Below are 15,800 nucleotides of genomic sequence, written 5' to 3'. Positions count from 1 at the left end.
TATTACCTTTATATAAATTTTCTAGTGATATTTGGCGAGAGTTTGACCAAGATGTCGTAGTTTATCGTGCCAAAAAAGTTAGCCCAGACATTTGCGTCCTCAAAGACACAGACCCACTCGCCACTATCCTTGCAGCTAAAGCTATCCATCGAAATTTTGCCAAGTATCAGCTCGCCATTTGCAATCCTTAGCTCACCAAGTCCATTGTATCTTAGCAGTCCGTCGCCATATCCAAGATCATAAGTAGCGACGTTTATATCATCTTTTGCTATAAATTTAGCCCCATATCCCACACTTTGACCACTTTTTAAGACCCGCCTGCTAACGCGCTTTGCCCAAAGTGAAAGCACTGGCTTTAAATTTAAAGAGCTATTAAACTGAGCATATCCATACTGAGCGATGCCTACGCGCACCATCTCATCTTTTATCTCGCTCGCTCTTTCAAGGGCGGCTGAGTTGTGAGAGTGAAAGATCGGTTTTTTTATACCAAACTCATCGCAAAGAGCTAAAATTTTCGCTTTTGCGGCGTTAAAATTTTCTCTTTGCACGAAATAATCAGCATTTAGTTCATCGCTTGCGCGAAAGTGCGTATAAGCGCCAAGAAGCTCTAAATTTCTTCTAGCTAAAATTTTAAATGCATAATCAAGCTCGCTTATATCAAGCCCATTTCTATGCATGCCTGTGTCGATGGCGAGGTTGATTTTTGTATTTTCTTTTATCTTTAAAAGTGCGTCTATGTCGTTTATGGCGTAGGTAAATTTAGCGCTCTCATCGCCTGTTGGGATGTGCGAGAGGATCAAGATATTTTCAAAGATATCAGCGATCTCATTGGCTTCAAATTCGCTCTTTACAGCGCAGTTTTTTATGCCAAATTTCTTAGCCTCGCTAGCTATGAGCCTTGCGCCATGCCCATAAGCGTTATCTTTTAGCACGACGATCACTTTTTCTTTTCCGCCAGCTTTGTCACAAATTTTAGTTAGATTGTGGATGTAAGCTGCTTTGTTTAAGCGTATCTCAGACATTAAAATTCACATCATAAGCTTTATAAACATCAGGCAAGAGCTTTCTTACGTTGTAGTCAAATGCATAAAATTTAGCGTAAATTTCTTTTAGATCAGCCTCTTTGACCTTGCTAAAGTCAAAGACGTCAGTGCCATTTTTCTTTGGCACTTGGCGGTCTAGCTCAGCAAAAAATGCAGACCTTGCCTCTAAAATTTTCTCTATCTTCTCTTTTACTTCTTGAGATTTTTCCACTTCTACTCCTCTATAAAAATTTTCATCTCATCGCCATAAAGCTTGACATAAAGGGTCTTTTGACCTGCAAATTTATGCGTATCAGCAGCATAATCCTCATAAAAACTCACACGAAATAGCTTGTCGTTTTTAAGGTTTGGATAAGGCGTGATGAGAAAATTTGAAAAAGCGATATGTTTTTTCTCTTTTTTAGAAAAGATCGCTCGTTTCATATTTTTAAAATTTTCTAAGCTCATACCGTCATATCGCTCAAAATCTTTATCATAAAATTTCAAATAGCTATCGATGTCGCTCTCGCTCCAAGTCTTTTTCCAGTTAAGAATTCCAGAGATGATCACTGCTATGTCGTTCGCGCTTGCTTCTGGGCGCTTGTCCTCGTAGATAAATGCGAGCGTTTTTTTGTGGTCTATAACTTCGTCAAATTTCATCAAGATGTCATTTTGCATAGCCACGCAGCCTTTTGTCTTTAGCTCATCTGTCCTTTGACCATCGAGCGGATAGCCATGTATCCAGATGCCGCTGCCATTACGTTTGGCAAGTTTATCAAGTAAATTTGGATATGAAAGAGAAAAAGCAAGTGGGCCAAGATATCTATCATTTGGCGTAAATCTACGTGTGAGCTGATAGACGCCAACTGGCGTTTTTAGGTCGCCCTCAAGCAGTTTATCGCCATTTTTGCCAACGATAACGCTTGAGCTAAAGAGTTTTTTTGTAACTCCGTCTTTATAAGAGATGACCTCAAGCTCTTTGTCAGTCTTATCAACCACGCTTAGAAGTATCTCATTGTCGTAATATCCGTATCTAACGTCCTTGTCTTTGAGCTTGTTTAGCCAGTAGTCCTTACTTAAAATGTTCTTTTCAATGGCTTCTATGACGGCAGATGGGCCATTTTTTAAGTAAATTTCTTCGTAATTTTGGGCAAAAAGACAAGGCGCTAACGCGATGAAGAAAAATAGTATCTTTTTCAAGTGAAGTGTCCCAAAAAGTAAAATTTAGTGCGTAATTATAACCTAAAAAATTTCAATTTTTAAATTTTAAAGGGAATTTTAGTTTCTTTATATGTATAATCTGAAAACCATTATTAATTTACCATAAAGGAAAAAATATGAAAAAACTTGTTTTTGGTGCATTGCTTGCGGCATCTACACTAATGGCAGCTGACATCAGCCTAGAAAATGTCAGAGCAAGAGACACAAAGCCTGGCACAAACAATAGCGCTATTTTCATGAATATCAAAAATGCTTCAAATGCCGATGTAAAGCTAGTTGGCGTTCATTCAAGTGTTTGTAAAAGCACTGAAATTCACACTCACAAGATGGAAAATGGCATGATGGCTATGGTTCAGGTTGAAGACGCTATTATCCCAAAAAATGGCGAGACAAAGCTAGCACCTGGCGGTCTTCACATCATGCTAATGGATCTAAACAAACCCATAAAAGATGGTGACAAGGTTGATCTGGAGCTAAAATTTAGCAACGGCGAGAGCATCAAGCTTGATAATATCGGAGTAACTAAAAACTTTAAATAATGAAAAAAATTCTAACCCTTTTTTCACTCATCTTTATAGTAGCAGGCGCTTTTTGGATGGGTCATAAATTTATGGTCAGTAAAGAGGATCCGCCTGAATTTGCCGATGTAAATACATCGCTTGATCCTTTAAAATGCGATCTAAACAAAGATGCTTGCGAGGTGAAATTTAATGGCGTTAAGCTAAAGATAGACATCTCGCCAAGACCAATCTTTGCGATGAGACCGTTTAGCTTTAAGATCATTAATGGCAAAAATTTAGGGCTAAAAGATCCAAATCTTGTAATCGATGGCATAAATATGAACATGGGTTCTATAAAGGCAAGGCTTGATCAAAGGGGCGATAATCTAATAGCCCAAGTCGTGCTAAGTGCTTGTGTGGTCGATCTTATGAGGTATAGATTTAAGCTGCTTGATGGCGAAAAAGATACTGGATTTTTTGTCGATCTCGATCTAAAAATGTAAGGGCAAATGATGAAAAAGACACTTTGGGGCTTAATAATAATCTTAATATGCGCAGGTCTTGCGATGCTTTTTATAAAGCCAAACAAGTATGATTTTAAGGCGCTTTCAGAGCATGGCGAAGTGAGCCTTAAAAACTATAACGGCAAATATAAAGCGATATATTTTGGTTATCTTTACTGCCCCGATGTCTGCCCTACTACGCTCTCTCTTGTGGGCGATGAGCTAAATAAACTAAAAAGAGACGACTTTGAGCTACTTTTCATCACGCTTGATCCTGAGCGTGACACGCCTGAAAATTTAACCCTAATGGCTAAAAATTTCTACAAGGACGCAGACGGACTAAAGCTAAACGATCTGCCAAAAGTCGCTAAAAACTACGGCGTAAAATACCAAAAAGTGCATCTTAAAAACTCTGCTATGGGCTACTCTGTCGCTCACAGCTCTGCTATCTATCTGCTAGATAAAGATGGAAATTTTTACAGCGAAATTTCAAATTTAACTAGCGAAAATATCAAAGAAAATCTTTTAAATTTAATAAAAGATAGACCATAAATTTATCTTGTAGATCAAAATTTCTTATTTTTAAAGAAAAATTTCTTAAACAGCTATACAATTCTTTTTAAACTAGCCGATATTGCGACAATGTAAATCATATGTAAAGGAATTCGTGTGAAGTCAATCACCAATAAAATAGCACTAATGCTAATAGTTGCTCTATGTATCTCGTTTGTGGCTATGTCAGTCGCTAGTTACTACACTGCCCAAAACAAGACAGTCGAGCTAGTCATACAAACTCAGCGTCAAATTCTAAAAGATGTAAAAAACGCTATGAATACATTTTTTAACAGCAACACGCACGCTGCAAACGGCATCGCCCAAAGGCTAGAAAAACTAGAGGATAGAAGCCAGATAAATGAAGTTTTAAGCACAGGCAAACTCATAGTCTCACCTGAGATCGAGAGAATTTTTGCAGGATATGAGAGTGATGGAGCGATGTACCGCTCAAATGGTAAGAATGAGATGCCAAAAGACAATGGCTACGACCCAAGAACAAGAGATTGGTATAAGATCGCAAAAGGCTCAAAAGCAACTTTTTCTGATCCTTACAAATCATCAAGCTCAAATGCCATGATGATCGCATTTTCAGCACCTATCGGCGATAAAGGTGTCGCTGCTATGAATGCTGATATCTCAAGCCTTAGCGACGAGATCATGGATATTAGCAAAACCGACTATAGCTATGTTTATGTGATGGACAAAAACGGCAAGATCATCATCCACCCTAATAAAGAGCTAGTTGGCAAAGAAAATGCTACAACGACAAAGCTGGTTGAAAGATATAAAAATAAAGACTTCAATAAAAATGGCCTTATTGCTTATCAAAACTCAAAAGGCGAAGAGAGATTTGCTGACTTTATCGAGCTAAATGATCGTGGCTGGATAGCTATCTCGGCTATGCAAAAAGATGTATTTACGTCAAATACTATCCCTCTCCTAAAGATCCAGCTAATCCTAGCAGTGCTATTCATCGTTATCCTCTCAGCATTTGTCTATTTCTTACTTAAAAAGTCTCTTAACCCTATAAAAATCATCCAGTCTAAGCTTGATGATGTATTTAAATTTGTAACTTACGAAGCAAAAGCACCAAGCAAGCTAGAGGTAAGATCAAATGATGAATTTGGTGAGATGAGCAAGGCGATAAATGAGAACATTGACAAAGTCATAGCTGGCATCAAAAAAGATAGCACTATGATAGATGAGCTAAATAAGGTAGCAAATTTGATGATCAAAGGAAACCTTGGAGCAAAGATAGGCTCAACTCCAAACAACCCATCACTAAATGAACTAAAAGAGCTACTAAATAAATTCTTTACATCTATCTCGGCAAATTTAAAGGGCATAACAAATGTTCTTAGCTCATATACTAAAAATGACTTTACAGCAAAGGTTGAGATAAATGAGGAGCTAGAGGCTGACCTAAAGGCTATGATACTTGGAGTATCAAACATGGGAGAGGTAGTTTGCTCTATGCTAAACTCAAATTTAAGCCAAGCACAGCTACTTAAAGAAAAAGCTACAACTTTGGCTTCAGCTATGAAAGAGCTAACGCAAGGCGCTAGCACGCAAGCAAGCTCACTTCAAGAAAGCGCAGCAGCAGTTGAGCAAATGTCTAGCTCAATGAATGCCATCTCTCAAAAGACAGCTGATGTTATAAGACAATCAGATGAAATTAAAAACATCATAACTATCATTAGAGATATAGCAGATCAAACAAACCTTCTAGCACTTAATGCTGCAATAGAAGCAGCTAGAGCTGGAGAGCATGGTAGAGGATTTGCCGTTGTTGCTGATGAAGTAAGAAAGCTAGCTGAAAGAACTCAAAAATCACTTGGTGAGATAGAAGCAAATACAAATGTATTAGCTCAATCAATAAATGAGATGAGTGAATCAATCAAAGAGCAAAGTGAAGGCATAAATATGATAAATCAATCAGTTGCTCAAATAGATCACCTAACAAAAGAAAACGTTGTAATTGCTAATAAAGCCAATGAAGTAACAAGCGATGTTGATAATATGGCTAAGACAATAGTAAGTGAAGTAAGAAAGAATAAATTTTAATCAAACTGCTTCATCAACCCTCATAAATTCCAACCTAGTTTAAGCTGGGTTGGAATTTTAATCTTTTAAATTTAATCATTTATATAGCCACTTTAAATTTTAAACTTTAAATTTAACATACAAAAAGCTTCAAATAAATTTTAAAATTTATGAACGAGCATATCACTCTTCTAAATTTAGTGGCGAATGGCTATGAGACCTAAATTTGGTAAGTTGCTAAGGCGAGTGAGTAAAGTTTTAAAATTTGCTTTGAGATGTAAATTTATCAAAAGGGAGAAAAGGGGACTTGAATTACGAAGCCGTCCCCTTATCCCCCTTTTTAAATCCCCCAATCCCCTCGCACGTTAGAAGTGGCATGCAATGGTGCTGGTGCACTGCATGCGATTTGCTATGTTAAATTTGAAATTTGTTTGGGCTTACTAAAGTTTAAATTTACACCCCAAAACAAAAATTTAAATTTATCTCACCTTATAATGCACGCTACCGCCATATGCGATATCTTCGGCTTTTACGTCATCGCTTGTCAAAATTTCACTTATCTTGCCGTTTGCTTCAAGCCTTTCTCTATTTTCCTCGGCGTCCTCTTGATAGCTATAAACCATCGCAACGCTCACCACGCCGCTAATGCCCTCTATCATCTTAAAAACTCTGATCTCATCTTCGATGCTCTCTGAGCTAACGACCACCACGATCCTATCTTCTGCGTCAGTGATGATCTCGCACTCTTTTAGTTTGCTTATTTCGCTTTTGACGCTCTCATTTTTATTATCTGTATAGACTATCAGGCTTGAAATATTCATCTAACTCTCCAAAATAAAATTTTCTTCTCATAAGCAGAGGTTACGACCTCGTTGTCGCTTATGAAAACTATGCTATTTATCGTGCTTTGACCAGTTTTTAGCATCGCGATCTTATCCAAAGTGACGCTATCAACCAAATTTACATCGCTCATCTCGTCGCTCATATACGCTGCGATCTTACCGTCGCTACTAAGCCCAACACCATAAACCAAAAAGCCAGTATTTATCTTTTTTAGCGTTCCAGCTGAGAAGATGCCAGCGATCCTATCGGTGCCTCCGCTGATCATGACGCCATTTTTGTAGGCGATGTCGTAGATATTATCAGTATGGATGTCTAAAATTTTGTCCATCTTTTTAGTGCGAACGTTGTAAAAATAGACCTTGCCACTCTCACAAGCGATCGCTAGCGTGCCTCTATCTTCGCTTATCTCCATGTCTGAGAGCATCGCGATAGAGATCTTAAAGCTATTATAAATTTCGCCACTTTTTAGATTTAAAAAGTAAATTTCATTGCTGATTGAGGCAAGTGCTATATGCTCATCATCTAAAAATAGAGCCTTTTTTATCGCTTGATTAGCCATTTTTATGCTTCTCATCTGCCCATTTTCTCTTATATAAAGCACCTTTGTGGCGTAGTCACCCTCGCTTAGGATGAGCATCTTGCCATTTAGCTCATCGACATTTAAAATTTTTGGCCTCTCATGGTCGCTAACGTAGGTTTTTATATCATCCATTTTGATGATCTCATCAAATTTAGACTCTTTTGGATCGTAAATTTCAACCGTGCCACCATCAGTTGCGATAAAAAGTTTGCCATTTATCAGCGTGGTGCCAAGCACATTTGCACTAGCTTCTATCTCTTTAATAGGCGTTGTGATCTCATTTGCAAAGACAAAATTTAACAAGCAAAAAAAGAAAAATAAAACTCTCATAAAGCCTCCATCTCAAGCGAATTTTTAAAACAAACATCAAAGCACTCGCCGCAGCTGACGCAATTTTGATTGATTATAGGGCGAAAAACACCAAGAAACTCAACCGCTTTAAATTTACAAGCATCAAGGCAGTTGTAGCAAATCGTGTCATTCCACGCTAGGCAGCTAGCGACGTTTATGCTAACCTTTGCGTTTATGCTCTTTGGCGAGTTTAAGCTTAGTGTCAGGTGACCACTACTTTGACAAGCTTTCGCGCACTCTTCGCAAAAGTCGCAGCCTAGCTTTTTAACTTTAAAAACAACTCTTTCATTTTCAAAGCTAAGAAGCTCTTTTTCACACGCACTTACGCAGCTAGCATCGCATCCTGCGCAGTCAAATTCTCCGCTAAAAAATGGTGGATCTATAAATTTGGGAGCAGGTTTTGCCCCCAAAATTTTACTAATTAGCTCTCGCCTGCTTTGCATTACTTAACGCCGTCATTTAAAACGTCTAGTAAATTTGACTTATGTGAGCCGTTTTTATCTCTAAAGTCAGGCTTAAATTTATTGCCAACAAGCTGAGTTACACCATTTTGTTGTTCGACGTGGCAAGTTGTACAGTTATATCTCTCATCATCAAGCTTGCCTGCAAGATCTTTTTTGTTTCTGATGTCATAAAGGTGAGAAGCTGGGATAGGAGTAGCTCCGCTATCTTTTGCAAACTCAGGCATGTGGCAGGTTACGCACATATTTGAATCTTTTGTGATAGGCACCAAACCCTCAGTGTCGTGTGGGATAAACGGAGGTGCATTTTCAAAAGATCTGTCAAATCTCTTTGCCATACCCGCTGGCTCTTTTGTGTAGTTGATGTCTTTTAAAACAACGTCTTTATCATCTAACAAATCGACATTTCTAAGGCCGATTTGCGAATCGCTAATGCTTGGATTATTCAATGCACATGCCGCTAAAAAGGCAGCGCATAGTGCTCCAAGCGCCATTATTTTCATTTTCATTTTTCTCTCCTTAAATTTCTAATACTAAAATTTAACGCCCCGTCGCCGCAAACGTCGATGCATCTACCGCAGCTTATGCACTCGCTTGAGCTAACCGCGCGGCTCTCTTTACCTATCATATCTAGCACTTGCACCTCTGGGCAGACGAGCTTGCACTTCATACATTTTGTGCAGGCATTTGCGTCGTGTTTTACTCTGATGAGTGCAAATTTTGATATCACCGCGTAAAATGCACCAAGAGGGCAGATGTGTGAGCAAATTCCGCGCTTTAGCACGAACATATCAAAGGCAACTATGCCAATGGCGATGCCAATGGCGCTAACTGAGCCGTAGATGATGCCACGCTGGATGATACCAACAAAGCTAATGCTCTCAAACGCTGGCATTGACAGAGCAAGGCTTAAGATAAGAGTGAGCGCTAGCAAGTAGTAGCGCAAATTTTTACTTACGTTTAAAATTTTCTCACCCTTAAAGCCAAATTTCTCTCTTAGCTTGTAAGCAATGTCGGTTAGTAAATTTACTGGGCAAACCCACGAGCAAAATGCCCTTGGGGCGATGAGCGCGTAAAATGCAAAGACGATAATAGCGCCAATTATTGCATTTATGCCTACGCTAAAGCCTGCTAGTAAAATTTGAAGCACCGCAAATGGATCGCTTAGTGGAATTTGTCCAAAAAGCAAAGATGAGCTTAAATTTCCGCTAAGTATCTTAACTCCATAAACATTTCCTAGGATAAATAGCACTAGGATAGAAATTTGAGTTATTCGTCTTAAGATTAAAAATTTCATAGCTCACCGCCATTTAGATAGTCAGTCGCCTTTTTGATGTCGAGCTTTATCTTGCTGTTGGCATCATCCACGCGCCTTTCATCTTCTTTTATCCAGCCTTTGACGTAGTTATCGCCAACTTTACCAAGCACAACCTCACGGTTTAGCACAGTAATGGCTGCTTTTTCGGTGATACAGGCTCGTTCGCATACGCCGCATCCTGTGCAGATATCGCTATCAACTACTGGGAGTAAAAATGCATGCTTTTGCGTCCTTTCGTTGCGGCGATACTCAAGATACAAGGCCTTATCTATGAGCGGACAGGATCTGTAGCAAGCATCGCACTGTATGCCCCAGTATGCCACGCAGTTTTTCATATCGACCACTGCAACGCCCATTTTGGCTTTATTTATGTCTAGTTTGCCAGCTGTGCTAACTAAATTTGCGTCCAGTGCCCCAGTCGGACAGGCTGGCACGCAAGGGATATGCTCGCACATATGACAAGGAATTTTTCTAGGCTCAAAATAAGGCGTACCGACACTTATACCATCTTCAAGAGTAGCGAGTTTTAGCGTATCAAATGGACAGGCCTCTACACAAAGCCCGCATTTGATACAGCTCTTTAAAAACTGCTCCTCTGCTTTCGCACCAGGCGGTCTAAGAAGTATAAGCGGTGAGGCTTTGGCACTAAGTGACCACACAAAGCCTCCGCCAAGAGCTAAGATCGCTGCCTTAGCTCCAAATTTCAAAGCTTCACGCCTACTTGAAAATTCCATATCAGCCACTTTTATGCCTTGTAAATTTTAACCGCGCACTTTTTATAGTCTGTCTCTTTTGAGATCGGGCAAGTAGCGTCAAGGCAGACTTTATTTATAAATACGTTTTCGTCAAAGAAAGGCACATAAACAAGACCTACTGGCGGCTTATTTCTACCTTTTAGATCTACCCTTGCTTTTACCTTTCCGCGGCGTGACTCGACCCAAACGATCTCATTTTGAAGCACGCCAAGCTTTTTAGCGTCATCTTCGTGCATGTAGCAAAGTGCCTCTGGGACGGCTCTATAAAGCTCAGGAACACGCATAGTCATCGTACCTGTATGCCAGTGCTCTAGGACACGGCCAGTACATAGCCAGAATGGATAATCTTTGCTTGGCATCTCGCATGGATCCATGTAAGGGCGGAAGAAAATTTTTGCTTTGTTTGCAAGAGGAGTTTTCTCTTGATTTTTTACGCCTTTTAGATCGCCTGTTGGAAGGGCTGCGTTTTTGTTGCCGTAGAATGCAAATTTATCATTTGGAGCAGCTTTTTTAGCGTATGGGTCAAATTTAGTGTTAAATCTCCACTGAGTCTCTTTGCCATCAACTACCGGCCATCTTAGACCTCTTACTCTGTGGTAAGTGTCAAAGTCAGCTAGGTCGTGACCGTGACCAACGCCAAATTTTCTATACTCTTCCCAAAGATATTTGTGGATGAAAAATCCATATCCTTTAAATTCTTTACCATCAGAGCCGATAACTTTTCTGCTGTCGCCAAAGACTTCTGTATTGTCGTAGTTTTCCATGATCGGATCATTTGCGCTAAATTTCTTAGCATCTTCATTTGCAAAAAGCACGTCAAATAGCGTATCTTCTTCGCTATATCCCATAGCTTTTGCAGCTTCAAGCACGCTTGGAAGTGTCACTTTGTCATTTACTTTTTTCTCACCCCAAACATCTTTTAGCTTAAAGCGTTTACTAAACTCAAGCATTTGCCAGATATCAGGCATCGCTTCGCCAACAGGGAGCACTTGCTGTCTCCAGTGCTGTGTCCTTCTCTCAGCATTACCGTATGCGCCCCATTTTTCGTAGATCATCGCAGTTGGGAGGATAAGGTCAGCTACTTTTGCAGAAATTCCTGGATAAGGGTCACTTACGACGATGAAGTTGTCCATTTCGCGAGCTGCTTTGATCCAGTGGTTTGCGTTTGCAGTGTTTTGCCATGGGTTATTTACTTGAACCCAGATAAATTTAACCTTGCCATCTTCAAGATCACGCATCATTTTTACATAGTGTGAGCCTGGAGTGCCGCTTAGTGTGCCAGCAGGAAGTTTCCAAAGTTTTTCAGTGATCTCTCTGTGTTTTGGATTAGCGACGACCATATCAGCTGGTAAGCGGTGAACGAATGTTCCAACCTCTCTTGCAGTTCCGCACGCACTTGGTTGGCCAGTTAGAGAAAAGGCGCCTGAGCCTGGGAGTGCTTGCTTGCCGAGCAAGAAATGCACCATATAAGCTTGCTCATTTACCCATGTGCCACGTTGGTGTTGGTTAAAGCCCATAGTCCAGAAGCTAACGACTTTGCGGTTTTTCTCGATGTAAAGATCAGCAAGTGCTTTTAGTTTTTTCTTAAATTCATTGATATCTTCGTTTGGATCGCCTTTTGCTACCTTAGCTGTAAAGTCAAGTGTGTAAGGCGCAAGAGCTTTTTTAAACTCTTCAAATGTTATTTGCCAGTGTGCATCAGCCTTGGCAGCATTTTTGTTTTCTAGTGTATCGCCAGCTTTTAGTCCAAGATATGCAAGTGTAACACCCTCAGCCTCGCTTAACACCTTTGACTTCTCAGTCGCTGCGGTGTCTAGCTCGCTTGGAGCATATTTTTTGTGGTGGATGTCTGGACGTAAGCCATATCCGATGTCAGCTGGACCAGTTGTGAAGACACAGTGTTTTTTAACAAATTCTTCATCGATCATCTCAGGGTGATTATAGACTATCTCACGAGCGATGTAGTTCCAGATAGCAAGGTCAGATGACGGAGCAAAAATGATCTCGATATCGGCTAAATTTGATGTTCTAGTTGAGTAGGTGCTTAAATTTACAACCTTTACTCTATCAGGATCACTAAGCTTTCTATCGCTCACGCGTGCCCAAAGGATCGGGTGCATCTCAGCCATATTTGCTCCCCAAGCTATGATGGTATCTGTTAGCTCGATGTCATCAAAGCAGCCTGCTGGCTCATCGATACCAAAAACTTGCATAAAGCCAACAACCGCACTTGCCATACAGTGTCTTGCGTTTGGATCGATGCTGTTGCTTCTAAAGCCGCCCTTTATAAGCTTAACTGCTGCGTAGCCCTCTGGGATTGTGTATTGACCAGAGCCAAGCACGCCGATACCGTGAGGTCCAAGCTCGTTATAAGTCTTTCTAAACTGAGCTTCCATCACGTCAAATGCTTGCTTCCAGCTTACTTGCTTAAATTTGCCTTTTTTGTCAAATTCGCCCTTTTCATTTACGCGCAAAAGTGGATGAGTGATCCTATCTTCGCCGTACATGATCTTAGCGTTAAAGTAGCCTTTGATGCAGTTTAGACCGCGATTTACTGGTGCTTCTGGATCGCCTTTTACGGCTACTATCTTGCCCTCTTTTGTAGCAACCATGATGCCACATCCGGTTCCACAAAATCTACAGGCAGCCTTATCCCAACGCCAGCCTTTTTCAGCTTCATTTGCCGCACTTAGCGAGCTTGGCACAGCGATACCGGCACTAGCACAAGCAGCACTAGCTGCAGCACTTTTGATGAAATCTCGTCGATTCATTTTTTCTCCTTAAAAGATTTAAACAAATTTAATAGATATTATCCTCATTAAACTTATTTACCCCTGATTTACATAGATAAAATTTTTAATAAACTTAAAATATAAAATTACATATTAGTTTAAGAAAATTTATATAAATAGCCCTTGATAAAAGAGATGATGTGATAGTTTAAAGCAATTTTTCTACATATTTATGGGGATTTTACAAGTAAATCTTAAAAAATAAATTATAATTTATTTAAATAGCTGAGTAGAAATGTAACACATATAATAGGATGAAAATTATGTTTTATTTGGTAAATAGTGTAATTTATTAAATATCTTAATTATTTTTATAGATTAATTTAAAGCCCTCCTCAAGCATAAACCCGGTGAAAGAGGATAAAAAGGGATAAGGAGACGGGCTTTGCTTCACTAGCTCGCAACTGCAAGCAGAGCGTAGTTTAAGCCCCCTTGTCTCCCTTTTAATAAATTTATATCTAAAAGCAAATTTTAAACTTTCACTCACTCGCAAGAATTGACTACTAAAATTTGGCTTCGCTTACCTCTTAGCTCAAATTTTAGAGCCGAAATTACTCGTTCATGAAATTTTAAAATTTACTTGAAGTTTCTTTGTCATAAAACGCATGCAGTGCTTCAGCACCATTGCATGCACCTTGAACGTCGTAGGGGTTGGAGGATTTGTTAAGGGGGAAGGGAGCTCTTTTGCTTCGCAGGCTCGCAACTGCAAGCAGACCGTAATTCAAGCCTCTTCCCCCTTAATAATAAAATTTATAATTTGTTTTGTAGTCTTGTTTAAACAAATTTAAGTTTGTTTATTAAGAAGTTAAAACCTCTTCTTCCTAACCTCTTCAACTATAGCTTTAGCCATCTCATCTACTTCTGATGTGACTTCATTAGCTTGGTTAGCAACTACCACATTCTCTTTTGTTAGATGATCTATTTGAGCAACTGATTGATTTATCATATTTATGCCTTCACTTTGCTCTTTGATTGATTCACTCATCTCATTTATTGATTGAGCTAATACATTTGTATTTGCTTCTATCTCACCTAGAGATTTTTGAGTTCTCTCAGCTAGCTTTCTTACTTCATCAGCAACAACGGCAAATCCTCTACCATGTTCTCCTGCACGTGCAGCTTCAATTGCAGCATTAAGAGCTAGAAGGTTTGTTTGATCTGCTATATCTCTAATGATAGTTATGATGTTTTTAATTTCATCTGATTGTCTTATAACATCAGCTGTCTTTTGAGAGATGGCATTCATTGAGCTAGACATTTGTTCAACTGCAGCAGCACTTTCTTGTAAGCTATTTGCTTGAGTGTTTGCTGAGCTTGCTACTTTAGAAACTGAGCTTGCTAGAAGTTTAGCTTTTTCTTCTAGTACTTGAGCTTGGTTTAGATTGTCATTTAGCATTTTAGATATTTCTATGCCTAGAGAGTTTATACCACTTGCTATCTTACCATCATCATCAAGTCTTTTTGTAAAGTCTTGGTTTTTATAAGTGTTTAGTAGATCAAGTACATCTTTACCATTACTTGATATTGCATTTTTAAGAGCAAGTTGTAGATCTTTAAATGTGCTTTTTAGTTGATTTAGAGCTGGGTTATTAGTATCAGCTTCTAAGCTTGCTTCATAGTTACCATCTTTTATCTCATTTACAAAGGTGTTGGCTTTTTGGATGAAGGTGTTTTCTTTTTCTTTAGATGTTTGGATCTTTTGGATGTTTTCGTTTATAAGAGAAGACATAACGCCAAATTCATCTTTAGAAACGATATTTGACTTAACTGGCTCTTTGATCTCGTAGTTTAGAAATTTAAAGAACGAAATAAGCGAATCAGATATCTTTGAGAGTGGCTTAAGCGATCTGCTAACGATAAATATAAGAAGCGCTACGATGACTATTATAAATATAACTGATGAGATGACTTGTGAGACAAGTGTTTTGCTAAGGCTTGCGTCATAATCGCTCCAAGAGTTTGCAGAGCACACAAGCCAGTTTGCTTGATCGTAAAGCTCGCAAGCAAGAAGCCTCTCTGTGCCTCTAAGATTGTAAGTAAATGTTTTATCTCCATTTTTCTTATACTCGTTTGAGTAGTCGTCAATGATCTTCATAGCTTCGCTAGCATCAGATAAAACAAGATCCTTATGAACAAAATGAATTATCTTTTTATGCTCTAGATCAAATAAAGCTATCGCGCTACTTGGAGTTGGTTTTATCTTATTAAGCTCATTGTCAAGCTTATCTATGCCCATATCCACGCCAAAGACACCAACAACCTTGCCATCAACAACTATCTTTTTAGCGATAGTTAAATTTAAGCCACCAGCTGAGCTTGTATATGGAGCTGAAAAGATAATGCCCTCTTTTGCAATAGCGTCCTTGTACCAGCCTTTAATCCTCGCATCATAGTTTTTTCTCTGATCAAAAACCATAAATTTACGCTCTTTGCCATCAAGCACAGCGTTATAAACAGCACCATCAGCCGCATAACCAAAGTAAAACTCAGAAAAATCAGTAACCTGTGCTGCGTTCATCAGCACTTTTTCTAAAGCCTCTTTGTCATCTAAAATTTGCGGATGCGCCTCGATGTAACTAGCAAAATTTTGAACGGCTGCAAGCTTGTCTTCAAAAAATGCATTCATATAAAACTGCAAAACTTTTGAAGATGAAGTCTTAGACTCCTTTGCTAGATCGTAAATCCTCTCCTTGGTATTTGTGTAATTCACCGTTGAAAACACGCCAAGCGAGACAACTAAAAGCACCACGATAATGAGTGCAATCTTGTTTGCTGCTTTTTTCATAAACAAAATCCCTTTGTGTAAAATTTTATCTTTATATCGGCAAAAAATTTTTATGGTTAATAGCTATTTAC

At 39.1% G+C, this 15,800-nt stretch carries 15 protein-coding genes and 1 pseudogene; 5 read left to right on the top strand and 11 right to left on the bottom strand.

Going from position 1 to position 15,800, the window contains the following annotated elements:
* Positions 1-8: 8 nt before the first annotated feature.
* The 3 genes from CVT00_RS03265 to CVT00_RS03255 are packed head-to-tail and all read right to left on the bottom strand — an operon-like array spanning position 9 to position 2,222.
* Positions 9-1,022: an alanine racemase gene (locus CVT00_RS03265; RefSeq protein WP_103558401.1), complete on the bottom strand. Its 1,014-nt coding sequence runs from the start codon at positions 1,020-1,022 to the stop codon at positions 9-11.
* Positions 1,015-1,254, bottom strand: coding sequence for a CmeU family protein (gene cmeU, locus CVT00_RS03260; protein WP_009294264.1), 240 nt, complete (start codon positions 1,252-1,254; stop codon positions 1,015-1,017). The genes CVT00_RS03265 and cmeU overlap by 8 nt, the downstream gene beginning before the upstream one ends.
* 2 nt (positions 1,255-1,256) lie before the next feature.
* On the bottom strand, positions 1,257-2,222 hold the full coding sequence (locus tag CVT00_RS03255) for a L,D-transpeptidase family protein (protein WP_087581996.1): 966 nt from the start codon (positions 2,220-2,222) through the stop codon (positions 1,257-1,259).
* A gap of 137 nt (positions 2,223-2,359) precedes the next feature.
* Between CVT00_RS03255 and CVT00_RS03250 the strand changes: the two genes are divergently transcribed.
* The 5 genes and pseudogenes from CVT00_RS03250 to CVT00_RS10445 all read left to right on the top strand — a co-directional run bounded on the left by CVT00_RS03250 (position 2,360) and on the right by CVT00_RS10445 (position 5,865).
* Positions 2,360-2,782 carry a copper chaperone PCu(A)C gene (locus CVT00_RS03250; RefSeq protein ID WP_103558402.1) on the top strand — a complete coding sequence of 141 codons (423 nt, stop codon included), beginning with the start codon at positions 2,360-2,362 and terminating at the stop codon, positions 2,780-2,782.
* Complete coding sequence (locus CVT00_RS03245) at positions 2,782-3,246, top strand: hypothetical protein (protein ID WP_103558403.1); 465 nt, start codon at positions 2,782-2,784, stop codon at positions 3,244-3,246. Before CVT00_RS03250 ends, CVT00_RS03245 begins: the two co-directional genes overlap by 1 nt.
* A gap of 9 nt (positions 3,247-3,255) precedes the next feature.
* Positions 3,256-3,798, top strand: coding sequence for an SCO family protein (locus CVT00_RS03240; protein WP_107916040.1), 543 nt, complete (start codon positions 3,256-3,258; stop codon positions 3,796-3,798).
* Positions 3,799-3,945: 147 nt separating this feature from the next.
* A pseudogene (locus CVT00_RS10450) lies at positions 3,946-4,554 on the top strand (cache domain-containing protein); the annotation flags it as partial.
* Positions 4,555-4,701: 147 nt separating this feature from the next.
* On the top strand, positions 4,702-5,865 hold the full coding sequence (locus CVT00_RS10445; RefSeq protein ID WP_413784360.1) for a methyl-accepting chemotaxis protein: 1,164 nt from the start codon (positions 4,702-4,704) through the stop codon (positions 5,863-5,865).
* Positions 5,866-6,323: 458 nt separating this feature from the next.
* Here CVT00_RS10445 and CVT00_RS03230 read toward each other — a convergent pair whose 3' ends face one another.
* From CVT00_RS03230 to CVT00_RS03195, 8 genes are all read right to left on the bottom strand, one after another.
* Positions 6,324-6,665: a chaperone NapD gene (locus tag CVT00_RS03230; RefSeq protein WP_103558441.1), complete on the bottom strand. Its 342-nt coding sequence runs from the start codon at positions 6,663-6,665 to the stop codon at positions 6,324-6,326.
* Positions 6,662-7,597, bottom strand: a complete 936-nt coding sequence (locus tag CVT00_RS03225) for a WD40 repeat domain-containing protein (protein WP_107916036.1) — start codon at positions 7,595-7,597, stop codon at positions 6,662-6,664. The genes CVT00_RS03230 and CVT00_RS03225 overlap by 4 nt, the downstream gene beginning before the upstream one ends.
* Positions 7,594-8,061 (bottom strand): 4Fe-4S ferredoxin, encoded by a 468-nt coding sequence (locus tag CVT00_RS03220; protein ID WP_107916034.1) that lies wholly within the window; start codon positions 8,059-8,061, stop codon positions 7,594-7,596. The genes CVT00_RS03225 and CVT00_RS03220 overlap by 4 nt, the downstream gene beginning before the upstream one ends.
* Complete coding sequence (locus CVT00_RS03215) at positions 8,061-8,588, bottom strand: nitrate reductase cytochrome c-type subunit (RefSeq protein WP_012001478.1); 528 nt, start codon at positions 8,586-8,588, stop codon at positions 8,061-8,063. Before CVT00_RS03215 ends, CVT00_RS03220 begins: the two co-directional genes overlap by 1 nt.
* Positions 8,585-9,376, bottom strand: a complete 792-nt coding sequence (gene napH / locus CVT00_RS03210) for a quinol dehydrogenase ferredoxin subunit NapH (RefSeq protein WP_107916032.1) — start codon at positions 9,374-9,376, stop codon at positions 8,585-8,587. The genes CVT00_RS03215 and napH overlap by 4 nt, the downstream gene beginning before the upstream one ends.
* Entirely contained in the window at positions 9,373-10,131 is a 759-nt protein-coding gene (gene napG, locus CVT00_RS03205; protein WP_430516358.1) for a ferredoxin-type protein NapG, read from the bottom strand. Before napG ends, napH begins: the two co-directional genes overlap by 4 nt.
* Positions 10,132-10,142: 11 nt before the next feature.
* Positions 10,143-12,923: a nitrate reductase catalytic subunit NapA gene (gene napA, locus CVT00_RS03200; RefSeq protein WP_107916028.1), complete on the bottom strand. Its 2,781-nt coding sequence runs from the start codon at positions 12,921-12,923 to the stop codon at positions 10,143-10,145.
* Between the two features lie 826 nt (positions 12,924-13,749).
* Positions 13,750-15,729 (bottom strand): methyl-accepting chemotaxis protein, encoded by a 1,980-nt coding sequence (locus tag CVT00_RS03195; protein ID WP_196376887.1) that lies wholly within the window; start codon positions 15,727-15,729, stop codon positions 13,750-13,752.
* Positions 15,730-15,800 lie beyond the last annotated feature (71 nt).

This window comes from Campylobacter concisus (genome assembly GCF_003048675.2).
GTDB classification, from domain to species: Bacteria; Campylobacterota; Campylobacteria; order Campylobacterales; family Campylobacteraceae; genus Campylobacter_A; species Campylobacter_A concisus_F.
Note: the sequence above shows the minus strand (reverse complement) of the source record. Positions and strands in the feature narration are given on the sequence as shown.

Coding starts and splice junctions, on each gene's coding strand:
- CVT00_RS03265 (WP_103558401.1), bottom strand. CDS start 1,022: ATGTCTGAGATACGCTTAAACAAAGCAGCTTACATCCACAATCTAACT.
- CVT00_RS03250 (WP_103558402.1), top strand. CDS start 2,360: ATGAAAAAACTTGTTTTTGGTGCATTGCTTGCGGCATCTACACTAATG.
- CVT00_RS03245 (WP_103558403.1), top strand. CDS start 2,782: ATGAAAAAAATTCTAACCCTTTTTTCACTCATCTTTATAGTAGCAGGC.
- CVT00_RS03240 (WP_107916040.1), top strand. CDS start 3,256: ATGAAAAAGACACTTTGGGGCTTAATAATAATCTTAATATGCGCAGGT.
- CVT00_RS10445 (WP_413784360.1), top strand. CDS start 4,702: ATGCAAAAAGATGTATTTACGTCAAATACTATCCCTCTCCTAAAGATC.
- CVT00_RS03230 (WP_103558441.1), bottom strand. CDS start 6,665: ATGAATATTTCAAGCCTGATAGTCTATACAGATAATAAAAATGAGAGC.
- CVT00_RS03225 (WP_107916036.1), bottom strand. CDS start 7,597: ATGAGAGTTTTATTTTTCTTTTTTTGCTTGTTAAATTTTGTCTTTGCA.
- CVT00_RS03220 (WP_107916034.1), bottom strand. CDS start 8,061: ATGCAAAGCAGGCGAGAGCTAATTAGTAAAATTTTGGGGGCAAAACCT.
- CVT00_RS03215 (WP_012001478.1), bottom strand. CDS start 8,588: ATGAAAATGAAAATAATGGCGCTTGGAGCACTATGCGCTGCCTTTTTA.
- napH (WP_107916032.1), bottom strand. CDS start 9,376: ATGAAATTTTTAATCTTAAGACGAATAACTCAAATTTCTATCCTAGTG.
- napG (WP_430516358.1), bottom strand. CDS start 10,131: ATGGAATTTTCAAGTAGGCGTGAAGCTTTGAAATTTGGAGCTAAGGCA.
- napA (WP_107916028.1), bottom strand. CDS start 12,923: ATGAATCGACGAGATTTCATCAAAAGTGCTGCAGCTAGTGCTGCTTGT.
- CVT00_RS03195 (WP_196376887.1), bottom strand. CDS start 15,729: ATGAAAAAAGCAGCAAACAAGATTGCACTCATTATCGTGGTGCTTTTA.